Annotated in this window: 16 protein-coding genes; 10 read left to right on the top strand and 6 right to left on the bottom strand. The window is 73.9% G+C overall.

Annotated features, from left to right (window positions below; genetic code table 11):
* Positions 1-126 precede the first annotated feature (126 nt).
* From FHU30_RS25810 to FHU30_RS25780, 7 genes are all read left to right on the top strand, one after another.
* A complete protein-coding gene (locus FHU30_RS25810; RefSeq protein WP_253879178.1) occupies positions 127-894 on the top strand; it encodes an SDR family NAD(P)-dependent oxidoreductase in 768 nt (255 codons plus the stop codon).
* Between the two features lie 274 nt (positions 895-1,168).
* Entirely contained in the window at positions 1,169-2,119 is a 951-nt protein-coding gene (locus tag FHU30_RS25805) for an acyl-ACP desaturase (protein WP_253879177.1), read from the top strand.
* Positions 2,120-2,284: 165 nt separating this feature from the next.
* Positions 2,285-3,157, top strand: a complete 873-nt coding sequence (locus FHU30_RS25800) for a serine/threonine-protein kinase (RefSeq protein WP_253879176.1) — start codon at positions 2,285-2,287, stop codon at positions 3,155-3,157.
* A gap of 100 nt (positions 3,158-3,257) precedes the next feature.
* Positions 3,258-5,351 (top strand): protein kinase domain-containing protein, encoded by a 2,094-nt coding sequence (locus FHU30_RS25795; protein WP_253879175.1) that lies wholly within the window; start codon positions 3,258-3,260, stop codon positions 5,349-5,351.
* A gap of 387 nt (positions 5,352-5,738) precedes the next feature.
* Entirely contained in the window at positions 5,739-7,367 is a 1,629-nt protein-coding gene (locus FHU30_RS25790; protein ID WP_253879174.1) for a hypothetical protein, read from the top strand.
* A 324-nt stretch (positions 7,368-7,691) separates the two neighbouring features.
* Entirely contained in the window at positions 7,692-8,471 is a 780-nt protein-coding gene (locus FHU30_RS25785; protein WP_253879173.1) for an electron transfer flavoprotein subunit beta/FixA family protein, read from the top strand.
* A 22-nt stretch (positions 8,472-8,493) separates the two neighbouring features.
* Positions 8,494-9,444, top strand: coding sequence for an electron transfer flavoprotein subunit alpha/FixB family protein (locus FHU30_RS25780; protein WP_253879172.1), 951 nt, complete (start codon positions 8,494-8,496; stop codon positions 9,442-9,444).
* Between the two features lie 67 nt (positions 9,445-9,511).
* Here the strand turns inward: FHU30_RS25780 and FHU30_RS25775 are convergent, their stop codons facing one another.
* The 3 genes from FHU30_RS25775 to FHU30_RS25765 all read right to left on the bottom strand — a co-directional run bounded on the left by FHU30_RS25775 (position 9,512) and on the right by FHU30_RS25765 (position 13,438).
* On the bottom strand, positions 9,512-11,308 hold the full coding sequence (locus FHU30_RS25775; RefSeq protein ID WP_253879171.1) for a serine/threonine-protein kinase: 1,797 nt from the start codon (positions 11,306-11,308) through the stop codon (positions 9,512-9,514).
* Positions 11,309-11,440: 132 nt separating this feature from the next.
* Positions 11,441-12,742 (bottom strand): MFS transporter, encoded by a 1,302-nt coding sequence (locus FHU30_RS25770; RefSeq protein WP_253879170.1) that lies wholly within the window; start codon positions 12,740-12,742, stop codon positions 11,441-11,443.
* A 174-nt stretch (positions 12,743-12,916) separates the two neighbouring features.
* Entirely contained in the window at positions 12,917-13,438 is a 522-nt protein-coding gene (locus FHU30_RS25765; protein ID WP_253879169.1) for a TetR/AcrR family transcriptional regulator, read from the bottom strand.
* 182 nt (positions 13,439-13,620) lie between these two features.
* Here FHU30_RS25765 and FHU30_RS25760 point away from each other — a divergent pair, with 182 nt between their 5' ends.
* The gene (locus FHU30_RS25760; RefSeq protein ID WP_253879619.1) at positions 13,621-14,796 is read left to right on the top strand and encodes a cysteine desulfurase family protein; all 1,176 of its coding nucleotides are present in this window, start codon (positions 13,621-13,623) and stop codon (positions 14,794-14,796) included.
* 65 nt (positions 14,797-14,861) lie between these two features.
* Here the strand turns inward: FHU30_RS25760 and FHU30_RS25755 are convergent, their stop codons facing one another.
* Positions 14,862-15,605: an acetoacetate decarboxylase gene (locus FHU30_RS25755; RefSeq protein ID WP_253879168.1), complete on the bottom strand. Its 744-nt coding sequence runs from the start codon at positions 15,603-15,605 to the stop codon at positions 14,862-14,864.
* Between the two features lie 206 nt (positions 15,606-15,811).
* On the opposite strand from FHU30_RS25755, the gene FHU30_RS25750 reads away from it, so the two are divergent.
* Positions 15,812-16,705, top strand: coding sequence for a 3-hydroxyacyl-CoA dehydrogenase family protein (locus tag FHU30_RS25750; protein WP_253879167.1), 894 nt, complete (start codon positions 15,812-15,814; stop codon positions 16,703-16,705).
* A gap of 30 nt (positions 16,706-16,735) precedes the next feature.
* Here FHU30_RS25750 and FHU30_RS25745 read toward each other — a convergent pair whose 3' ends face one another.
* Complete coding sequence (locus FHU30_RS25745; RefSeq protein ID WP_253879166.1) at positions 16,736-17,833, bottom strand: DUF695 domain-containing protein; 1,098 nt, start codon at positions 17,831-17,833, stop codon at positions 16,736-16,738.
* Between the two features lie 312 nt (positions 17,834-18,145).
* On the opposite strand from FHU30_RS25745, the gene FHU30_RS25740 reads away from it, so the two are divergent.
* Positions 18,146-18,628 carry a hypothetical protein gene (locus FHU30_RS25740; RefSeq protein WP_253879165.1) on the top strand — a complete coding sequence of 161 codons (483 nt, stop codon included), beginning with the start codon at positions 18,146-18,148 and terminating at the stop codon, positions 18,626-18,628.
* A gap of 24 nt (positions 18,629-18,652) precedes the next feature.
* Here the strand turns inward: FHU30_RS25740 and FHU30_RS25735 are convergent, their stop codons facing one another.
* Positions 18,653-19,360 carry an SDR family NAD(P)-dependent oxidoreductase gene (locus FHU30_RS25735; protein WP_253879164.1) on the bottom strand — a complete coding sequence of 236 codons (708 nt, stop codon included), beginning with the start codon at positions 19,358-19,360 and terminating at the stop codon, positions 18,653-18,655.
* Positions 19,361-19,375 lie beyond the last annotated feature (15 nt).

The following is a 19,375-nucleotide window of genomic DNA, read 5'->3' as shown; positions in this document are numbered from 1 at the left end:
CCGCGAGGCGCGACCAAATCGGTCTCACCCGGGCAACCGCCCGGGCGACCGCCGCCGACGACCGCGCGGCAATCGCCGCGGACGGGCCGCCGCGTAAAGGCGGGGGAGGGGCTAGCATCACCCGCCATGCGGCAGGCGTTCCGAACCGCCCTCGTCACGGGCGCGTCCAGCGGGATCGGCGAGAGTTTCGCGCGGGAGCTCGCCGCGCGCGGTGCGGATCTGGTCGTGGTGGCCCGCCGCGCCGACCGGCTGGACGCGCTCGCGCGCGAGCTGGTCGAGCGGTACCGGGTCGCAGTGGAGGTGATCGCCGCCGACCTCACGCGGTCCGCCGACCGGGACGAGGTGGAGCATCGCCTCAAGAACGAACCGGTGGAACTGCTGGTCAACAACGCCGGTTACGGCGCTTTCGGCGCGTTCGCCGAGATCCCGATCGGCGACCAGCTCCGCGAGGTCGAGCTGAACGTGAACGCGCTCATGAGGCTGACCCATGCCGCGCTGCCCGGAATGCTCGCGCGCGGACGAGGCGGAGTGCTGAACGTCGCGTCCATGTCGGGTTTCGCGCCGTCCCCCGGTAGCGCGGCCTACGGCGCGACCAAGGCGTACGTGGCGTCCTTCTCGGAGAGCCTCCACGCGGAGGTGATCGGCCAGGGCGTCCACGTCACGGCGCTCTGCCCGGGCTTCACCCGTACCGAGGACGGTCACGAGCCGCATCCGCTGTGGCTGCGCCGGGAGGACGTGGCGCGCGCGGGCCTGGACGCCGTGGAGGCGGGCCGCGCCCTGTGCGTCCCGGGCGTCCAGTACAAGGCGGTCATGCCGGCGCTCAAGGTGCTGCCCAGGCCGCTCCTGCGCGCGGCGGCGAACCGCCTGTGGAAGCAGGCCGCTGACTCTCAGTAGCCGAGGGCGCCCTTTCGGTGGGCGCCCGTAGGAGCCGGATAGCAAACCCGGCCCCGCGTTTCATCACATCCGACAAGAATTCCGGCCCGCTCCTTGTGGCGGGAGTGCCTTGACGGGAGGCGGCCGCGATCGCGAGGCTTGAACCTACGCTTCAGTAGGTTCGATGATCGCCCGCTGGCGACCAACGACCACGGCCGAGCCCCCGCCGCGCCGCGTGCCGCCCCGACGGGACCGCGCGGACGCCCGGCCGCCCTCCGTCCAGCGAAGGAACCGCATGACCGTGACGTCCGTGTCCAAGCAGCAGATCCAGCTCCTCACCGAGCTCGAACCGGTCGTCGAGAACGAGCTCAACCGGCACCTGGGGATGGCCAAGGAGTGGTTCCCGCACCAGTACGTGCCGTGGAGCCAGGGCCGCGACTACGACGGTCCGCTCGGCGGTGAGGGCTGGGAGCCCGGCGACTCCAAGATCACCCCGGAGGCGCGCGAGTCGTTGTTCGTCAACCTGCTCACCGAGGACAACCTGCCCGGCTACCACCGGGCCATCGCCGACGTCTTCGGCCGGGACGGCGCGTGGGGCACGTGGGTCAACCGCTGGACGGCCGAGGAGAACCGGCACGGCATCGTCATCCGCGACTACCTCTCGGTCACCCGCGCCATCGACCCGGTGGCGCTGGAGCGCGCGCGCATGCACCACATGGAGGTCGGCTACGAGGCCGACCACGGCGAGTCGCTGCTGCACGGTGTGGCGTACGTCTCGTTCCAGGAGCTCGCCACCCGCGTCTCGCACCGCAACACGGGGAAGGCGTCCGGCGACCCGCTCTGCGACCAGATGCTCGCGCGCGTGGCCGCGGACGAGAACCTGCACATGGTCTTCTACCGGAACCTGCTCGGCGCGGCCTTCGACCTGGCCCCGGACGAGACCATGCGGGCCGTCACCGACGTCGTCAAGGGCTTCCAGATGCCCGGGCACAGCATCGACGGCTTCCTGCGCAAGTCCGTGACCATCGCCAACGCCGGCATCTACGACCTGCGGCTGCACCACGACGACGTGCTGTTCCCGGTGCTGCGCAAGTGGAACGTGTTCGACCGCACCGACCTGACCGGCGACGGCGAGAAGGCGCGCGAGGAGCTGGCGGAGTTCATGTCCGCGCTGGACGGCGCGGCCACCAAGTTCGAGACCCGCCGCGAGGAGCGCCGCGCCCGCCAGGCCGCCCGCAAGAGCTGACCCGCGCGGGCCCCCTAGGCCGCGTCCTCCGAGCCGTTCACCAGGCCAGGGGCGGCCCAGGGGGCCGGACATTTCGAGCCCGCGTGCAGGTGATGATCGTCCCTTCTTGACCGAAGTCGCCGGTTTCCCAGGAACGACCCTGGCGGAACCGGCGTCAAAGGGGGTATGGGGACGCACCGGCGACTCGGTGACTACCGGTTGCTGAACGAGATCGGGCGCGGGGGGACCGCGGTCGTCCATCTCGCACTGGACGCGACCGGCCGCGAGGTCGCCGTCAAGGAGCTGCGGCCGGAGTTCGCGCCGGACGCGGAGGCGCGGCGGCGGCTGGCCAGGGAGATGGCGGCGCAGCGGCGGGTGGACAGCCCGTACGTCGCGCCGCTGCTGGGCGGCCGGATCGAGAGCGACCGGCCGCACCTGGCGATGGGCTACGTCCCGGGGACGCCGCTCGGCGACCTCGTGGACGCGTACGGGGCGCTGCCCAGGGCGCGCGTGCCGGGCTTCGCCAGGACGCTGGCGCTCGCGCTGGCGGCCGTCCACGACGCCGGGGTCCTGCACCGGGACGTCGCGCCGGGCAACGTCATGGTGCTCGGCGACCGCCCGACGCTGATCGACTTCGGCATCGCGCACGAGCCGGGGGCCGACCACGTCCTGTACACGGCGGAGCGGCCGCAGCGGAGGCGGCGGATGGTCGCGGGCACTCCGGCCTACCTCGCGCCGGAACTGATCGAGGGCGGGAACGCGGGCGCGGCCTCGGACGTCTTCGCCTGGGGGGCCACCGTCGCGTACGCGGCCACAGGGCGTTCACCGTTCGGCAAGGGTTCGCTGCACGCGGTGTGCTTCCGGATCCTGCGGGGGATGGCCGACCTCGACGGGGTCACCGGCCCGCTGGCCGAACCGGTCCGGCGGGCGCTGTCGCGCGACCCGGCGGACCGGCCGTCCGCGCGCTGGCTGGCGGGGGCGCTCGCCGAGTGGGGGCAGGGGACGGGAGGGAATCCGGTGCCCGGTCCGAACTCCGCGGCCCGGACGGCCGTCGCATGATCGAAGGGTGCCGCGGCGGGGACGGGGAGATGGCGCGAAGCGGACGGCCCCGCGTCCGGCGCGGCCGGGGCGGGCGGACGAAGGTAGGGTTTCGGAAACGATGAAGGGGGTCGCCACGTCCGGGGACAGTATCGGCCAGTCGATCGGCCACTACCGCGTCCTGGAGACACTCGGGGAGGGCGGTATGGGCGTCGTGTACCTCGGCGCCGACCCCGAGGGCCGCGATGTGGCGATCAAGGTGCTGCGCCCGTCGGTCGCGGGGGACGCGACGGCGCGCCGCAGGCTGGCCCGCGAGGTCGACTCGATGCGCCGGGTGCACAGCCCGAACGTGGCCGAGATCCTGGACGCCGACGTGACCGCCGAGCGGCCCTACATCGTCACCCAGTACGTCCGGGGCCGCACGCTTGAGGAGGTCGTCGAGGAGGGCGGTCCGCTCTACGGGCGCGCCCTGCAGCGGCTCGCGGTCGGCCTGGCCGGCGCGCTGTCGGCGATCCACGGCGCGGGCATCATCCACCGCGACCTCAAGCCCGCGAACGTGATGCTGCTGGACGGCGAGCCGATCGTGATCGACTTCGGCATCGCGCAGGCCGCGGACGCGACCCGGCTGACCGCGACCGGGATGGTGATCGGCACCCCCGGCTACCTCGCCCCGGAGATCATCGAGGGCGAGGACGCGGGCCCGCCGTCGGACGTGCACGCCTGGGCGGGCACGGTCGGCTACGCCGCGACCGGGCGCCCGCCGTTCGGCTCCGGCACCTTCGAGTCGATCTTCTACAAGATCATGCAGGGCCGGCCCGACCTGGACGGCGTGCCGGACGCCCTGCTGCCCGTGCTGCGCTCGGCGATGGCCCGGCACCCGGCCGAGCGGCCGACCGCCGTGGCGCTGACCCAGCTCGTCCGGAAGATCCACGTCGAGGCGACGTTCACCGACCAGACCCGGATCGACGACCAGTTCAGCACCCGTCCCGACCACGGCAACCCGCTGCCGGTCCCGCCCGTGCCGCTGCCCGACCAGGTGCGGCAGTTCGCCATGCCCGCCCCGGACGCCGGCACCGACGACCCGGAGACCGTGCAGGACGCGCCGTCCCCCTACGACCCCGAGACGCTCCGCGACGCGCCGAACCCGGCCGGCGGGACGAACGCGCCGAACCCGGCCGGCGGGACGAACTCGACGGGCTCCCCGGGACGTACCAGTGCGGACCCGGACACCCTCCGCGACACGCCTCCGCCCATGGCCGCGCCCGTCTCGGCGCAGCCCAAGGACTTCGTGGGGATGCTGCCTCCGGCGGCGCCCCCGCCCGTCCCGCCGCCCGCGCCCGGACTGTACGACCGTCCGTCCCGCGCGGGTTATCCACAGCCCGTCCAGGGGCACCCGCCGGCGCAGCCGCCCGGGCAGACTTGGCCTCCCCAGGATGCGCTGCGCCGGGGCGATCCGCCCCAGCCCTACGACCCGTACCGCCAGCCCACGCAGCCGAGCCCCGACCAGCGGCAGCGGCCTGACCAGCGGCCCCCCGGTCCTGGCCGGCAGCCCCCTGGCCAGCAGCCGCAGCACGACCGCCGGGAGAAGGGAGAGCAGCCGAAGCCGTTCGGTTGGTACCGCGTGCTGAGCCTGCTCGTGCTCGGCGCGCTGGTGGCGTTCGCGAACATCGCGCCGCTGCTCGCCGTCGCCGTGACCGTCGCCGGCGTCCTCGTGCTGCGCGCGGGGGACAAGGCGGCGCGCGGCATGGAGGGCCGCCGCACCCGGCGCGGCCCGCGCGCGGGCGACGCGGTCGGCGCGGCCTTCCGCACGCCCCTGCACCTGCCGGGCGCGGTGATGGCGACCGCGCTGCTGTCCGGCCTGGCCGCGTTCGCGGGCGCGATCATGCTCGGCGTGCTCATGTTCGCCTACCCGGACATGACCGCCTCGCGCGCGATCGCCTACTCCGCCATGGTCGTGATCGGGCTGCTGACGCTCGCGCCCGGCAGCGGCGCGCCGCGCCGCCAGCTCGCGCGCGTCTGGGGCGCCCTGCTGCCCCGCGCCGAGGCCGCCCTGGCCGGCGTCCTCGTCCTGGGCGTCTTCACGGCCGTGCTCGCCGTGCTCTCCCAGAAGCAGCCCCCCGACACCACCCCGGTCGACGGCATGAGCAACAGCCTCGACCACGTCCGCTCCCGCGTCGAGGACATCCTCCACGGCCACATCCCCTTCGTCCGCTGACCGCGTGCCCTCGCCCGCCCACCGGCGCGCGCCGACCTCCGTCCCGTCCGGACCACGCTCCTGGGCCGCCCTGCGGGCCCGCAGGGCGGCCGCGTCCGCGGGGCTCCCAGGCTCGCAGGCACCTGCGGTCCGCGACGCGATGGCCGGGTTTCGGAGAGCGGCCGGATTCGCGGCGGCCGGATTCGCAGGCTGGCCCGGGCCCGCAGGCTGGCCCGGACTCGCAGGGTGGCGGGTTCGCGGGGTGGCCGGGGGCCGCACGCGGGGGCTGGGTTCGCCGTGGTGGGCGGGGTGACGGGGCGGTCGGGGTGGTCGCCGGGCGTGGGGCGGGTGGGGGATGAGCGCATGAGGCTTCGGGGGGAGGGGCGTGGGCGGTAGGGTGCCGGGTCCATGAGCGGCGAGACGAGCCACCAGGAGCACATCGGTCCGTACCGGCTGCTGTCCAGGCTGGACGGGCCGTCCGGTGTCGTCCACCGGGCGGCGGGCCGGGACGGGCGCGACGTCGCGATCCGGATGCTGCCGCCCGGCGCCGCCTTCGATGTCGAGCGCATGCGCGCGGTGCTCAGCCCCTACGTGGTGGACGTCCTGGACGGCGACGCCGGGCCCCGGCAGCCCTACGTGGTGTCGCGGCTCGTGCCGGGCCGTCCGCTGGCCGAGACCGTCGCCGAAAGCGGCCCGTTGCGGGGCCCTGCGCTGCGCTACCTCGCTATCGCGCTCGCCAAGGCCGTCGCGGCGATCCACCGCGCGGGCCTGGCCCACGGAGCGCTCGATCCGCGCACCGTCCTGGTAGTGGACGGCGCGCCCGTCGTGGTCGACTTCGGCCTCGCCGCCGACCATGAGGGCCCGGCGGCCGACGTCCGCGCCTGGGCGGCGACCGTGCTCTTCGCGGCCACCGGACGCGCGCACGCCACTCCCGACGCCGCCGCCGTCCCGGACGCCCTGCGCCGCCTGCTCCGCGCCGCCGCCGCGCCCGACCCGGCGGCCCGTCCGACCGCCGAGGAGCTGATCGCCGCCGCCTCGGCCCTCGACCTCGGCCCGGCCCCCGAGCCCCCCGTCCCGCCCCAGCGCCCGTCCACCCCCGACAGCGGCGGCTACCCCCTCCCCACCGGCCCCGGAACCGGTGGCTTCCCCACGCCGACGAACGAGACCGGCGGTTTCGCCACGTCGGCGAATGAGACCGGTGGTTTCGCTACGCCGACCGCCGACACGGGCGGGTTTGCTACGCCGATGGCCGACACCGGGGGTTTCGCTAAGGCCGCGCCTGACGCCAGTGGGATTGCTGCGGCGACGGCCGATGCTGGTGGTTTTGCTGCGCCGACTGCCAGCGCTGGTGGGTTGGCCACGCCGACGGCCGAGACCGGCGGGTTTGCTGCGGCTTCGGTTACCAGTGGTGGGTTTTCTGTGGCTGCTGAGGCGCGGGCGCAGGAGGGGGACGTGGTGGTCGGGGGTGGGCGGCATGCGGGGACGGTCGATGCGCATGAGCTCGCCGTAGTCCGGGGGTGGGCGCGGCTGCTCGCGGTGCTGGTGATCGTGATCCTGGGGAGCGCCGCCGTCGTGATGCCGGTGGTCGGGGTGGCCGCGTCGGCGGTGGCCGTCCTGCTTCTGCGGGTCGCGTTCGCGCGCGGGGCGGTCGGACGGCTCGGAGCCCTCGGCAGGACGGTCCTGTCGCTGCCCTACGCGGCGGTGTTCGCGGTGGTGGTGCCGCTGATGGTCGCGGGGCTCGCGGCGGTGAGCGTGGAGCTGTCGCCGCTGGGCGCGTGCGCGCTCGGCGCCGGGACGGGCACGATCGCGCTCTGGACGGCCCCGGGCGCGGGCGGCGCGCGGCGGGCGCTGGAGCGCGCGTTCGAGCCGCTGGCGTGGCGTCCGGGCACGGTCGCGGCGGCGGGGCTGGTGCTCGGCGTGCTGTCGCTGGCGGGACTGGTCGCGGCGATGTCGCTCACGCCCAGCTTCGCGCCGCTCTACGGCCTGCAGAGCACGCTGGAGGCGACGGTGTCCCGCATCCAGAACTCGCTGCACTGACCGCACGCCCGCTTCCGCACTGACCTGCGGGAGTGTGATGTGCGCCATAGGGTGGCGGTGCGTCCGCGGGGCCCGTTCGCGGCCCTCCGGCGTGGGTAAGGTCTCACGACCTGGGTTTCGCCCAGGCCCTACTGACCGGTAACATTTCCGGTGAACGGTCCAACCGGGGACCCGGGGCCGAAGCACGTTCGGGTCTTTGGCAGGCTGTCAGCAGTCGCGCCACCGCCAGGCGGCGCGAGCACGCGTCGACCCGGCCCACGGGCGGCGTCCTACTGTCCGCTTACCCCAGCGGCCAACTGAGTGCAGGGAGGTCGGCCACCGGCCATGAACATCGTCGTCTGCGTCAAGCAGGTTCCCGACACGGAGAGCCCGCGCAAGCTGAAGTCCGATGACAGCACCCTCGACCGCGGTGCGGCGGACGGTGTCATCAACGAGCTCGATGAGTACGCGATCGAAGAGGCGCTGCGCATCAAGGAGGCCCAGGGCGGCGAGGTGACCGTCCTGACCATGGGTCCCGACAAGGCGACCGACTCGATCCGCAAGGCCCTCGCCATGGGCGCGGACAAGGCCGTCCACCTCCTGGACGACGCGCTCGCCGGCTCCGACGCCCTCCAGACCTCCTACGCCATCCAGCAGGTCCTCGGCCGCAACGGCTTCGACCTGGTGATCCTCGGCTCGGAGTCCACCGACGCGCGCACCGGCATGCTCGCCGCGATGCTCGCCGAGCGGCTGGGCGTCCCGCAGCTGTCGCTGGCCAACAAGGTGGAGATCGACGGCTCCGCCATCAGGATCCAGCGGCAGACCGACTACGGCCACGACAAGGTCGAGGCGACCCTGCCGGCCGTGGTCAGCGTCGTCGAGAAGATCAACGAGCCGCGCTACCCGTCCTTCAAGGGCATCATGGCGGCCAAGAAGAAGCCGGTCGAGACGCTGGACGTCGCGGGCGCGGGCATCGACGCGGGCCAGGTCGGCCTCGCCAACGCCGCGACCGAGGTCGTGGACTTCGCCGAGGCCCCGGCGCGCGCGCAGGGCCAGATCGTCACCGACGAGGGCGACGGCGGCGTGAAGATCGCCGAGTTCCTCGCCTCGAAGAAGTTCGTCTGAGCGGGGAAGGGGACCCTAAGCAATGAGTGAGATCCTGGTCCTCGTCGACCACGTCGACGGTGACGTCAAGAAGGTCACCCTCGAACTGCTCACGCTCGCAGGCCGCCTCGGTGACGCCGCGGCGGTATGGGTGGGCCCGGGCTACGAGGGCGCCAAGGACAAGCTGGCCGAGCACGGCGCGAAGAAGGTCTACCTGGCCGCCGACGAGGAGCTGACCTCCTACGTCGTCGCGCCGAAGGCCGCGCTGCTCGCCAAGCTCGTCCAGGAGAAGTCCCCGGCGGCCGTGCTCGTCGCCGCCACGGCGGAGGGCAAGGAGGTCGCGGGCCGCCTCGCCGTGAAGACCGGCTCCGGTGCGCTCACCGACGTGGTGGACGTGACCGAGGGCTTCGTCGGCGAGCACTCCATCTTCGGCGGCGGCATCATCGCGCACGCCAAGGTGAAGACCGGCACGCCGATCATCGCCGTCCGGCCGAACTCCGTCGCGCCCGAGGCCGCCCCGGCGACCCCGGCCGAGGAGCAGGTGTCGGTGGAGCTGTCCGCCGCCGACAAGGGCGCCAAGGTCGTCGAGAAGGTCGTCGAGGAGAAGGGCGAGCGCCCGGACCTCACCGAGGCCGCGATCGTGGTCTCCGGTGGCCGCGGCGTCGGCTCCGGCGAGAACTTCAAGATCATCGAGTCGCTGGCCGACACCCTCGGCGCGGCCGTGGGCGCCTCCCGCGCCGCGACCGACGCCGGCTGGTACCCGCACCAGTTCCAGGTCGGCCAGACCGGCAAGACGGTGTCGCCGCAGCTGTACATCGCGGTCGGCATCTCCGGCGCGATCCAGCACCGGGCCGGCATGCAGACGTCCAAGACGATCATCGCGATCAACAAGGACCCCGAGGCGCCGATCTTCGAGCTGGTCGACTACGGCATCGTGGGCGACCTGTTCCAGGTGGCCCCGCAGCTGACCGAAGAGATCAACAAGCGCAAGTAGGCGCGTGCGCGCAGCGCCCCGGCCGGTTCCCTCCGGCCGGGGCGTTCCGCGTTCTCCGGGCGCGTGCCTACGGTGTGGGACGGACGGACGTCGCGGGGTACGGGACGGCAGAGGTGATCTCCGGCTTCAGCAGGTCCGCGACCTCGCCGTACGGGACGTCCGCGCTGCGGTTCCCGCACGAGCCCGAATAGCCGAGCGCCGCGCCCTGGAAGGCGACCCGGATCCCGGACGCCGTGAGCGTGACGGCGACCTCGCCGCTGGTCAGCTGCTTGGCGGTGATGCCGGGCCCGACCGGCTCGCGCGGGCACCAGCGGTTGCCCGGCAGGTGCGCCAGGACCTTCGGCGACAGCGCCGGCGAGGACGACCCGAACAGGTCGATCGGACGCGCGTACGCCGCGCCCGTGTCGAGGTTCACGGTCACCGACCGCGCCTGGTCCCAGCCCGTCCCCACCTGGCCCTGGACGTCGGTCGCGTAGCTGACGCTCAGCAGCTTCGGCCCGCGCAGCAGGATCGTCGGACGGGCCGTCGCGGTGTAGGCGCCGCCGCCCGAGCCGCCGAGGATGGCCTTGGCCTCCGTCCAGCGCTGGTCGAGCGGGGCGCGCAGGGCCGCGTCCAGCTTCCGGTCGATCGCCGGGTTCTTGTGGCCGGAGACCGTCACGACCTGGCCGTTCACCCGCCACGTCCCGCCTCCGGGGAGCGCGCTCTGCGGATCGTTCAGCGCCGCCAGCCTGATCGCGATCGGGGGCGGCGCGGGCGCCTTCTTCTTGCCGGGGTGTGTCGCGACGTACGCGGCCGCGCCGCCTCCCGCGACGATCACGGCCGTCCCGGCGACGGCGAGGGTGACCTTGCCTCCGAGCGCCGCCGCGACGCCCTTCCCCGCGGCCCCGGCAGCCGCCTGCCCACCCGCCGAAGCGCCCCCGGCGCCTGCTCCGCCTGCACCCGCGCCGCCCGCGCCCGCCGCGCTCGCACCGCCTGCGCCGCTCACGCCCAATCCGGCGGCCGTCAGCGGGAAGACGGCTGCGAGCGCGACGGCGGCCGTGCCGAGGGCGGCCACGCCGCGCCGCTCCCAGTCCGGCCCGTACGCGCCGGACGCGGCCGACTCCAGCTCCCGGACGAACGCCGCCGCGCCGTGCGGACGATCCCACGGATCCTTCGCCATCCCGCGCTCCACCAGCGGACGCAGTGGTTCCGGCACCAGCCCGGACGGCACGGGCGCGGACACGTGCAGCTCCCGCAGCTCCTCCGAGGAGGCCGCCGGGTACGGCCGCGAACCGGACACGCACTCGACGAACACGCACGTCGCGGCGTACACGTCCGTCGCGGGGGAGGCGGGCTCGGCGCGCCACTGCTCGGGCGCCATGTAGAGCGGGGTGCCGGAGCGGTCCGCCGCGCCCGCGTCCACCGCGATGCCGAAGTCGATCAGCTTGCTCAGCCCGTCCGCCCGGACGACCACGTTGGCGGGCTTGTAGTCACGGTGCACGACCCCGCCCTCGTGCGCGGCGGCGAGGCCGAGCAGCGAGCCCTTGAGCACCGCGAGCGCGCCCTCGGGCGGCAGCGGGCCGCGCTCGGCGAGCACCGCGCGCAGCGACGCGCCGTCCACGGCCTCCATCACGATCGCCAGCCCGGCGTCCGACCGGACGAGCCCGAAGAGCTGCGCGATGTAGGGGCTGCGCAGCCGGCGCAGCAGCTCGGCCTCGCGGACGAACCTCTCCCGGAACGCCGTGGACGCCGCGTCCCCGCCGGTCAGGTACTTGATCGCGGCGGGCCGTCCGGTGGCGTCGTGCCGGGCGAGCACGACCCGCCCCTGCCCGCCCTCGCCGAGGACGCGCAGCTCGGTGTACCCCGGTATGCGCCAGCCGTCCATGCCCGCCCCCTCGCCGGAATTGATCCCGTCCGAGCGTTTATAGCGAAAAGGGAACCGTCCACGCGGACGGTCCCCTCACGCGAGGCACCGGCGGCCCAGGCCGCCCCAGCGGCTCAGGCGGGCACGGCCGTCTCAGGCCGGGACGGGGTGCGGCTCGCCTTCGCGGAGCGGGTCGGCTTCGCGGCGCGGGTCGCCCTCCGGCTGCGGGGCGCGGGTGCCGGACGGGACGGGCTCGTCCGCCGTGACCACGATCTCCGACGCGGTCCGCTCGCCGCTCCGGGCGCCGACCTCGGCCGGGCCGAGCGGGACGAACCGGGACCCGACCGCGATCATCAGGGCCAGCAGCACGACGGCGCCGACGCCGATCCGCAGCGACGTCGCGTCCGCGAGGAACCCGACGATCACCGGGCCGAGCAGCAGCCCGCCGTAGCCCATCGCCCCGGCCTGCGCGACCGCGGCGGCGGGCTGGTCGGGCGCGGACGTCCCGGCGAGGGACATCGAGGTCGGCACGACCGTGCAGACCACCAGGCCGGTCAGGAAGAAGCCGACGAGCGCGACGGCGGTGTTCGGCGCGGTGACGACGACGGTCATCGCGACCGCCGTGCCGAGGCCCGCGCCGGTCAGCATGTTCCGGGTGCCGACCCACATCCGCAGGTGGTCCCCGGCGACGCGCCCGATCAGCATCGCGAGCTGGAACATCGGGTACCCGAGCGCGGCGACGGCCTGCGTCGCGCCGAGCTCGCCGTGCAGCAGCAGGCCGCTCCAGTCGGCGATCGAGCCCTCGGTCATGAACGCGATGAACGCGAGCACGCCGACCAGGTAGACCGCGAGCGGCAGCCGGGCGCGGCGGCGTCCGCCCTCGCCCGCGGCGGCCACCGGGGCCGGACGGTCGGCCAGGTAGGTCGGGCCGAGCAGCAGCGCGACCGGCAGCGCGGCGAGCGAGGCGGCGAGCACGGTGGCGCTGAACCCGAGCCCGGCGTGCGCGGTGCCGAACCCGATCAGCCCGCCGCTCATCGCGCCCACGCACCAGCCCGCGTGCATGGACGACAGGATCGACCGCTTGTACGCCTGCTCGACCACGCTGGCCTGCGCGTTCATCGCGATGTCGGTGATCCCGAAGGTCATCCCGAACAGCGCGACGGCCGCGATCAGCACCCCGTACGACGGGGCGTAGGCGACGCCGATGTACGACACGGCGGTCAGCGGCAGCGACACGCGCAGCACGGCGCGGCTGCCGAACCGTCCCATCACCGAGCGCAGGCCCTGCATCGCGACGAGCGCCCCGAGCCCCCAGACGAGCACCACGACGCCGATCTCGGCCTCGCTCGTCCCGAACTTGCTCGCGAGCGCGGGCATGCGCGACGTCCAGACACCACAGAGCAGTCCGGCCAGGGCGAAGGTCAGGAACGTGCCCGTGCGAGCGCGCGCCAGCATGGTTCACCTCTTTCTCGTCTTGAGGGGCCGAGGAGGCCCGGGGCAGGGGTGCGGCACACGCGCTGGAACGCTCCAGGGCGCGCGGGGGCGCCAGGAGGCTCGGCGGCGTGCGCCGGGGTCGTGCGGATGAGGGGTCGTGCGGGTGGACGAGGCGGGGGCGGGACCGGTCCGGCGTCAGCCGGAGGCCAGGGCCAGCAGCCGTTCCCTGAGCGCCGCGAGCTGTGCCTCGTCGTACAGCTCGGGCGAATGGCTCAGCACTTCCCAGAGGCCCTCGGCGGCCAGCCGGACGACCATGGCGGTCGCCGGGTCCGGATCCTCGCCGCAGGGCCGCTTGTGCCAGCGGCCCATGGCCTCGTTCAGCGGCTCGGCGAGCTCGGGGTCGGTGGCGGCGGCCGTGATGGCCGACCACCGCCGGTGCGCGCGCGCCTCGCCGGTGAGGATCTCGAACGACGCCAGCACGTAGGCGCGGGTGTAGGACCCGGGCCGGCCGTCGTCGAACGAGTCGATCAGCTCGTCGAACTCCGCGATGACCCGGGCGACCAGCGCCCGGACCAGGGCCTGCTTGTTCGGGAAGTGGTAGAGCAGCCCGCCCTTGCTGACCCCGGCGCGCTCGGCGACGGCGTTCAGCGTCAGCGCGCGTCCGCCGTGCTCGAACAGCACGGCCTCGGCGGCGTCGAGGAGGGCTTCCTTCATCATGGCCTCTCTACTGTACCGACCGGACGGTTCAGGCAGCAACTCGAAGATCTTACGTAAAAATCACATCAGGAGCGTAAATATTCCGCTGTGACCACGCTCACCCCACCGTTCCTCCGGGTGCCTCGCAAGCCGTCCGGGCCGCGGCGGGAACCGGCCGCCGCGCGGATAACCTGGGGCGCGTGGTGACCTATCTCGACCATGCGGCGACGACCCCCATGCTTCCCGAGGCGATCGCGGCGGTGACGGCCGAGATGGCCGGGCTGGGCAACCCCTCGTCCCTGCACGCCGCGGGCCGCCGGGCCCGCCGCGTGGTGGAGGAGTCCCGCGAGATCATCGCCGAGGCGTTCGGCGCGCGGCCGAGCGAGGTGGTGTTCACCTCCGGCGGCACCGAGGCCGACAACCTCGCCGTGAAGGGCCTGTTCTGGGCCCGTCGCGCCGCGGACCCGGCGCGCAACCGGGTGCTCGCCGGGGCGGTAGAGCACCACGCCGTCCTCGACACCGTCCAGTGGCTCGGCGCGCACGAGGGCGCCAAGGTCGAGTGGGTCCCGTGCGACGAGCTCGGCCGGATCCGGCCCGAGACGCTGCGCGAGATGCTCGGCACCGGCGACGACGTGGCGCTGGTCACCGTGATGTGGGCGAACAACGAGGTCGGCACCGTCCAGCCGGTCGCCGAGCTGGCCGCGGTCGCGCGCGAGCACGGCGTCCCGTTCCACACCGACGCCGTCCAGGCCGCCGGGCAGCTCCCGGTCGACTTCGGGGAGAGCGGCGCGCACGCGCTGACCCTGTCCGGGCACAAGCTCGGCGGACCGGTCGGCACCGGCGCGCTTCTGCTCGGCAAGCCCGGGAAGCACGGCGGGGTCGATCCCGTCCCGGTCCTGCACGGCGGCGGACAGGAGCGGGACGTCCGCTCCGGCACCCTCGACACGCCCGGCATCGCCGGTTTCGCCGTCGCCGCCCGGCTCGCCGCCGAGCGCCGCGCGGACGAGGCGGCCCGGCTCACCGCGCTCCGCGACCGGCTGATCGACGCCGTGCTCACCGCCGTCCCGGACGCCGTCCTCAACGGCGACCCGGTCGACCGGCTCCCCGGCAACGCGCACTTCTCCTTCCCCGGCTGCGAGGGCGACGCGCTGCTGATGCTGCTGGACGCGCGCGGCATCGCCTGCTCGACCGGCTCGGCCTGCTCGGCGGGTGTCGCGCAGCCCAGCCACGTCCTGCTCGCGATGGGCGCGACGCCCGAACGCGCGCGCGGCTCGCTCCGCTTCACCCTCGGCCACACCTCTACCGACGCCGACGTGGACGCCCTCGCCGACGCCCTCCCGTCCGTCGTCGAACGAGCCCGCCGCGCCGGCCTCTCCTAGCCTGTCGCGTCGGCCTCTCCTAGCCCGCCGCGCCGGCCTCTCCTGGCCCGCCGAGCCCGCCTCTCCTAGGCGGTTCGTCCCGCCAGGTAGTCGTGGACGGGCTTGGCGGGCGCGAGCGTGAGGTCGGTCAGCACGTGCGACGCCGAGACGACCTCCAGGACGGGCAGGTCGGCGAGCGGCGCCATCACGTGCTCGAACAGCTGGAGCCGCGCCGGGCCCCGCCACGCCTGCTTGACTGCGATGTCGGTGATCTCGGTCCGGACGAGGTCGCAGGAGCTCGGCCCGGACGGCCCCATGACGGTCTTGACCGCGAAGGTCGGCACGGTGATCTGGGCCCGGGCCTCGGCGTGGTCGAGCGGCGCGTACTTGTAGGGCATCGTCGCCGTCGCGACGCGCTGGCTCGCGAAGTCGAGCGTGCCGACGAGCACGCCCTCCTCGGCGAACAGCCGCGGCGTGCCGAGGGTCTTGGGGTAGGCCGACAGCTCGCGCCCGGCGAGGATCGCGCCGATGTTGTCCAGGTGCATGGCGTGCAGGTACTCGCCGTCCTCGCCGCCGTACCGGACGGCGATGACCTGGCCCGCCTCGGTATAGGGGCCGAAGCCGTCCACGTCGCCCATGTGCATCACCTCGAACCGGACGTGCGGCTCGATGATCTCCAGCGGCTCGGGCACGACGGCGCGCAGCGCGTCCGGGTCGGTGCGGTAGACGACGTTGAGGTACTCGCGGTCCACGAAGCGGGTGGCGCGCAGCGGGTAGGGCGGCGCGGCGAGCGGCGGGACGGGGCCGCGGAGCAGTTCTTCCGGCTTCATGGGCACTCCTTGAACGGGGGCCGCGTTTGCCGGCCCGCCGGGACGGACACGAAACGTCACATAAGAATCACCATTCGTAACGCATTCATGTTCCGTCCGGTAGGCCGGTAAACCCGCTGGTCCCGCGGCCGCGCCCCGCGCCGCAGCGCGCGGCGAGGCGCGCGGCGAGGCGTTCGGCGCCCGGACGCGGATCGAAGGAGCGAGCCGTGGGTCAACCTCTGCCGGAGGACCGGTCGGGCCGTCCGGTCGCCGTGATCGGGGCGGGCACGCTGGGCCGCAGGATCGCGATGATGTTCGCGACGCGCGGCGGCACCGTCCGGATCTTCGATCCGTCCGCCGAGCAGCGGCAGGCCGCCGTGGACTACGCGGCGCAGGCCCTCCCGGCGACGGTCCGGGATCTCGGGCTCGGCCCGGCGGGGACGGTCGAGGCGAGCGACGACCAGGCCCGCGCCGTCCGGGACGCCTGGCTCGTGGTCGAGGCCGTCCCGGAGAAGCTCGACCTGAAGCGGAAGGTGTTCGGGCAGCTGGACGCCGAGGCGCCGGAGGACGCGATCCTGGCGAGCAACTCGTCCTCCTACGCCAGCCGCCTGTTCATCGACGAGGTGGCGCGGCCCGAGCGGGTGCTGAACACGCACTTCTACATGCCGCCCGCCACGAACGCGCTGGACGTGATGTCCTGCGGAAAGACCGAGCCGTCGGTGATCGACTTCGTCAAGCGGGTGTTCCCGGACTACGGCCTGCACCCGTTCGAGGTGCGCCGCGAGAGCACCGGCTTCATCTTCAACCGCATCTGGGCGGCCATCAAGCGCGAGTCGCTGGAGGTCGTGTACGAGGGCGTGTCCACGCCGCAGGACGTGGACGCGATGTTCAAGCTGAACTTCGGCACCAAGGCCGGGCCGTTCCAGATGATGGACCAGGTCGGCCTCGACGTCGTCCTGGACATCGAGGACCACTACGCCGCCGAGAACCCGTCCCTGCCGGAGGGCCCGCGCAAGCTGCTGCGCGAGTACATCGGCAAGGGACGGCTCGGCGTCAAGAGCGGCGCGGGCTTCTACGACTACGCCAAGGACGGCAAGCCCCAGGAGGCCTGGGGCTCCTGAGCCGGCGGGCGGCCAGGCCCGGGCGGGCGGCTAGGGCTGGAAGGGCGCGAGGGCGCGCCATCCCGGGTCGGGGGTCGAGGCGACCTTCGCCTTGCCCTCCGCCCAGCCGGCGGTGAGCTGGTCGAGCTCGGCCAGCACGCCCGAGTCGGGGTCGGCGTACAGGTGGAAGACGCGCAGGCCGTCCCCGGTCTGCCGGACGACCAGCACCGACCCCGGCAGGTCGGCGATCTTCTTCTCGAACTTGCGCAGCGCCGAGGCGGACGGCTCGACGGGCAGCCGGTCGGGGTTGGCGTGCTGGTACGGCACCGACACCTCGACGTGCAGGTCGGCGAGCGGGTGGTCCTGCCGGTGCACGGGGAAGCGGATGCCGAACTGCGCGGGGTGCCCGCGCGGCGTGCGGCCCTCGCCGGACAGCCAGGTCGGCTCGCGGAAGTCCTCGACGATCTGCTCGACCACGGCGGGCAGCACCGCCGGGGGCAGCGCGTCCACCGGCTCGGCGGTGGAGATCTTCACCTCGCCGACCCAGCGCGCCACGTCGTCCTCGCCGAGCGCCCAGTGCAGCACGTGCAGCGCGACCGCGACCTGGTGCTCCTCGGAGACGAACAGGAAGTCGGGGTGGTAGGCGACGATGTCGACCCGGCCGCGGAACTGGTCGGCGCGCATGCCGAACCGGACGTACTCCAGGTCGAACTCGTGGTCGCCGAGCTGCAGCTCCTGGCCGAGCATCTCCGGATCGGCCGGACGCGCCGGATGGAACTCCCACCCGCCCGCCGCCTCCCCGGTCGGCGCGGCCCGGTACCAGCGCTCGGACAGCCCGCGCAGCTCCGGCTCGCCCGCCCCGGACACCGTGAGCGCGGGCGCGCGCCCCTCCACGCCGCCGATCTCCCACTGGAGGTCGGGGTGGATCCGGTGCACCCGGCGGGACAGCTCCTCCATGATCTCCGTCGAGAGCCCCGGCTCCGGCCCGGGTTCGCCCCCGCTCTCGGCCAGCAGCGCCTCGGGGGTGTCCGGGACGGCCGACAGCGACGCCTCGACGTCCGGGCGCGCCCGCGCCCACCACTCCCAGAACTCGCTGATCGCCGGGCTCACGGCGGACGGCGTCTCGCGCGGACGGCGGAAGATACCCACCAGTCGTCTCTTCCTTGTCTCGGGCCCCTGGACCGGGCCGTCTCGGTCCCGCGAACGGGGCTTCCTCGGACCCACAACCGGGCCCGGAAGAGCCCGCTCCGCAACCCTACGCGAGCCCCCGCCCGTCTCGTCATCCATCGCCCGCGGCGCCCGTGACCCAGCGGAACCGGACGCCTCCGTCCTGCTGCTTCCGGTCCGCACCCCGCCGCCTCTACGCTCTCGCCACCCTCGCAAACCGCCGCGAACGCCGCTCCCGCTCGTCCATGACGTCCGGTCTGCGCGGGTTCTTCGTGAAGCGACCCTGGAGGGGCGATGGACACCGACTACGCCGCAGCCGTCCGGCAGCGGATGGAAGCCGACGGATGCGCGGTGACCGAGGAGCGCGTGGGGCAGCACGCCGCGCTCGTCGGCTACCGGTCGAACTGGCGGATGCTCAACAAGCTGCACCTGATCACGACCGTCGCGCGCGTGCCGAACGCGACCCGCGACGGCGTGGACGAGTTCGTGAAGGCGAGCGTGACGCTGGTCAAGCAGCGCCACGGCGCGGCGCGGGGGATGCAGTCCGGGGTGGTGGCGATCCCGGCGCTGCTCGCCGACCACGCGGACGACGACGCGATCGAGCTCGTCTCGGCGCCGTACCGGCTCAAGCTCGGCGGCTTCGCGGCGATGGCGCGGCCGGTGATCGTCGAGCTGGAGGCCGGTCACGTGCACGCGTTCCGCGGGTTCCGGGTCTGGGGCGCCGCGTTCCACTCCTACATCCGCGGCAAGGTGAACCTCTACTTCCCCGAACCCTGACCGGGCGATCAGATGTGCTGAGGTTCACCAGGGGACGGGGGTTCCGTCCCAGGAGGTGAAGGTGCCGGAGGGGCCGTCGTCGGGGAGCAGGGCCAGGCGGACGGCGGCCTCCGCGGCTTCGGCGGGATCGTCGCCGCTGGCGGCGGCGGTCGCGTTGAGTCCGGTGCGGCGCAGGCCCGGCGCCAGGGCGTTGACCTTGACGCCGTCGCTAGCGAGCGAGTGCGCGTAGTGGACGGTCAGCGCGTTGAGCGCCGTCTTGGACGACCGGTACGCCGCATAACTTCCCCGCTGCGGGAAGTGCCCGTCGGTGGACCACTCCAGCGAGCCCGTCCCGCTCGAAACGTTCACGACGCGCGGACGCGCCGACCGCCGCAGGACGGGCAGGAACGCGTTCGTCACCGCGACGACGCCGAAGACGTTCGTCTCGAAGACGCGCCGGAAGGTGTCGGGGTCGGTGTCGCCGGGCGGGGCGTCCTCGGACGAGATGCCCGCGTTGTTGACGAGCACGTCGAGTGCGGTGACCTGGCGGGCCGCTTCGGCGATGCTCTCGGCGCTCGTCACGTCCAGCGGCAGGAGGCGGGCGTCCCCGCCGATCTCCTTGACGGCCTGCTCGCCGCGTCCCGCGTCGCGGGAGCCGACGAAAACGGTGTGGCCCGCGTCCGCGAGGAGGCGCGCGATCTCCTTGCCGATGCCCGTGTTGGCGCCGGTGACCAGCGCGATCAGCTTGTCCATGCTCTGGAGCCTGCC

It is taken from the genome of Actinomadura rupiterrae, from assembly GCF_024172125.1.
Taxonomy (GTDB): Bacteria; Actinomycetota; Actinomycetes; order Streptosporangiales; family Streptosporangiaceae; genus Spirillospora; species Spirillospora rupiterrae.
This window is presented reverse-complemented; position numbering and strand designations above follow the sequence as displayed.

Excerpts from the sequence above, each read along its gene's own strand:
- FHU30_RS25800 (WP_253879176.1), top strand. The coding sequence starts at position 2,285 with ATGGGGACGCACCGGCGACTCGGTGACTACCGGTTGCTGAACGAGATC.
- FHU30_RS25740 (WP_253879165.1), top strand. The coding sequence starts at position 18,146 with ATGGACACCGACTACGCCGCAGCCGTCCGGCAGCGGATGGAAGCCGAC.
- FHU30_RS25775 (WP_253879171.1), bottom strand. The coding sequence starts at position 11,308 with ATGGACGGCTGGCGCATACCGGGGTACACCGAGCTGCGCGTCCTCGGC.
- FHU30_RS25805 (WP_253879177.1), top strand. The coding sequence starts at position 1,169 with ATGACCGTGACGTCCGTGTCCAAGCAGCAGATCCAGCTCCTCACCGAG.
- FHU30_RS25785 (WP_253879173.1), top strand. The coding sequence starts at position 7,692 with ATGAACATCGTCGTCTGCGTCAAGCAGGTTCCCGACACGGAGAGCCCG.
- FHU30_RS25790 (WP_253879174.1), top strand. The coding sequence starts at position 5,739 with ATGAGCGGCGAGACGAGCCACCAGGAGCACATCGGTCCGTACCGGCTG.
- FHU30_RS25770 (WP_253879170.1), bottom strand. The coding sequence starts at position 12,742 with ATGCTGGCGCGCGCTCGCACGGGCACGTTCCTGACCTTCGCCCTGGCC.
- FHU30_RS25755 (WP_253879168.1), bottom strand. The coding sequence starts at position 15,605 with ATGAAGCCGGAAGAACTGCTCCGCGGCCCCGTCCCGCCGCTCGCCGCG.
- FHU30_RS25780 (WP_253879172.1), top strand. The coding sequence starts at position 8,494 with ATGAGTGAGATCCTGGTCCTCGTCGACCACGTCGACGGTGACGTCAAG.
- FHU30_RS25735 (WP_253879164.1), bottom strand. The coding sequence starts at position 19,360 with ATGGACAAGCTGATCGCGCTGGTCACCGGCGCCAACACGGGCATCGGC.
- FHU30_RS25765 (WP_253879169.1), bottom strand. The coding sequence starts at position 13,438 with ATGATGAAGGAAGCCCTCCTCGACGCCGCCGAGGCCGTGCTGTTCGAG.
- FHU30_RS25795 (WP_253879175.1), top strand. The coding sequence starts at position 3,258 with ATGAAGGGGGTCGCCACGTCCGGGGACAGTATCGGCCAGTCGATCGGC.
- FHU30_RS25810 (WP_253879178.1), top strand. The coding sequence starts at position 127 with ATGCGGCAGGCGTTCCGAACCGCCCTCGTCACGGGCGCGTCCAGCGGG.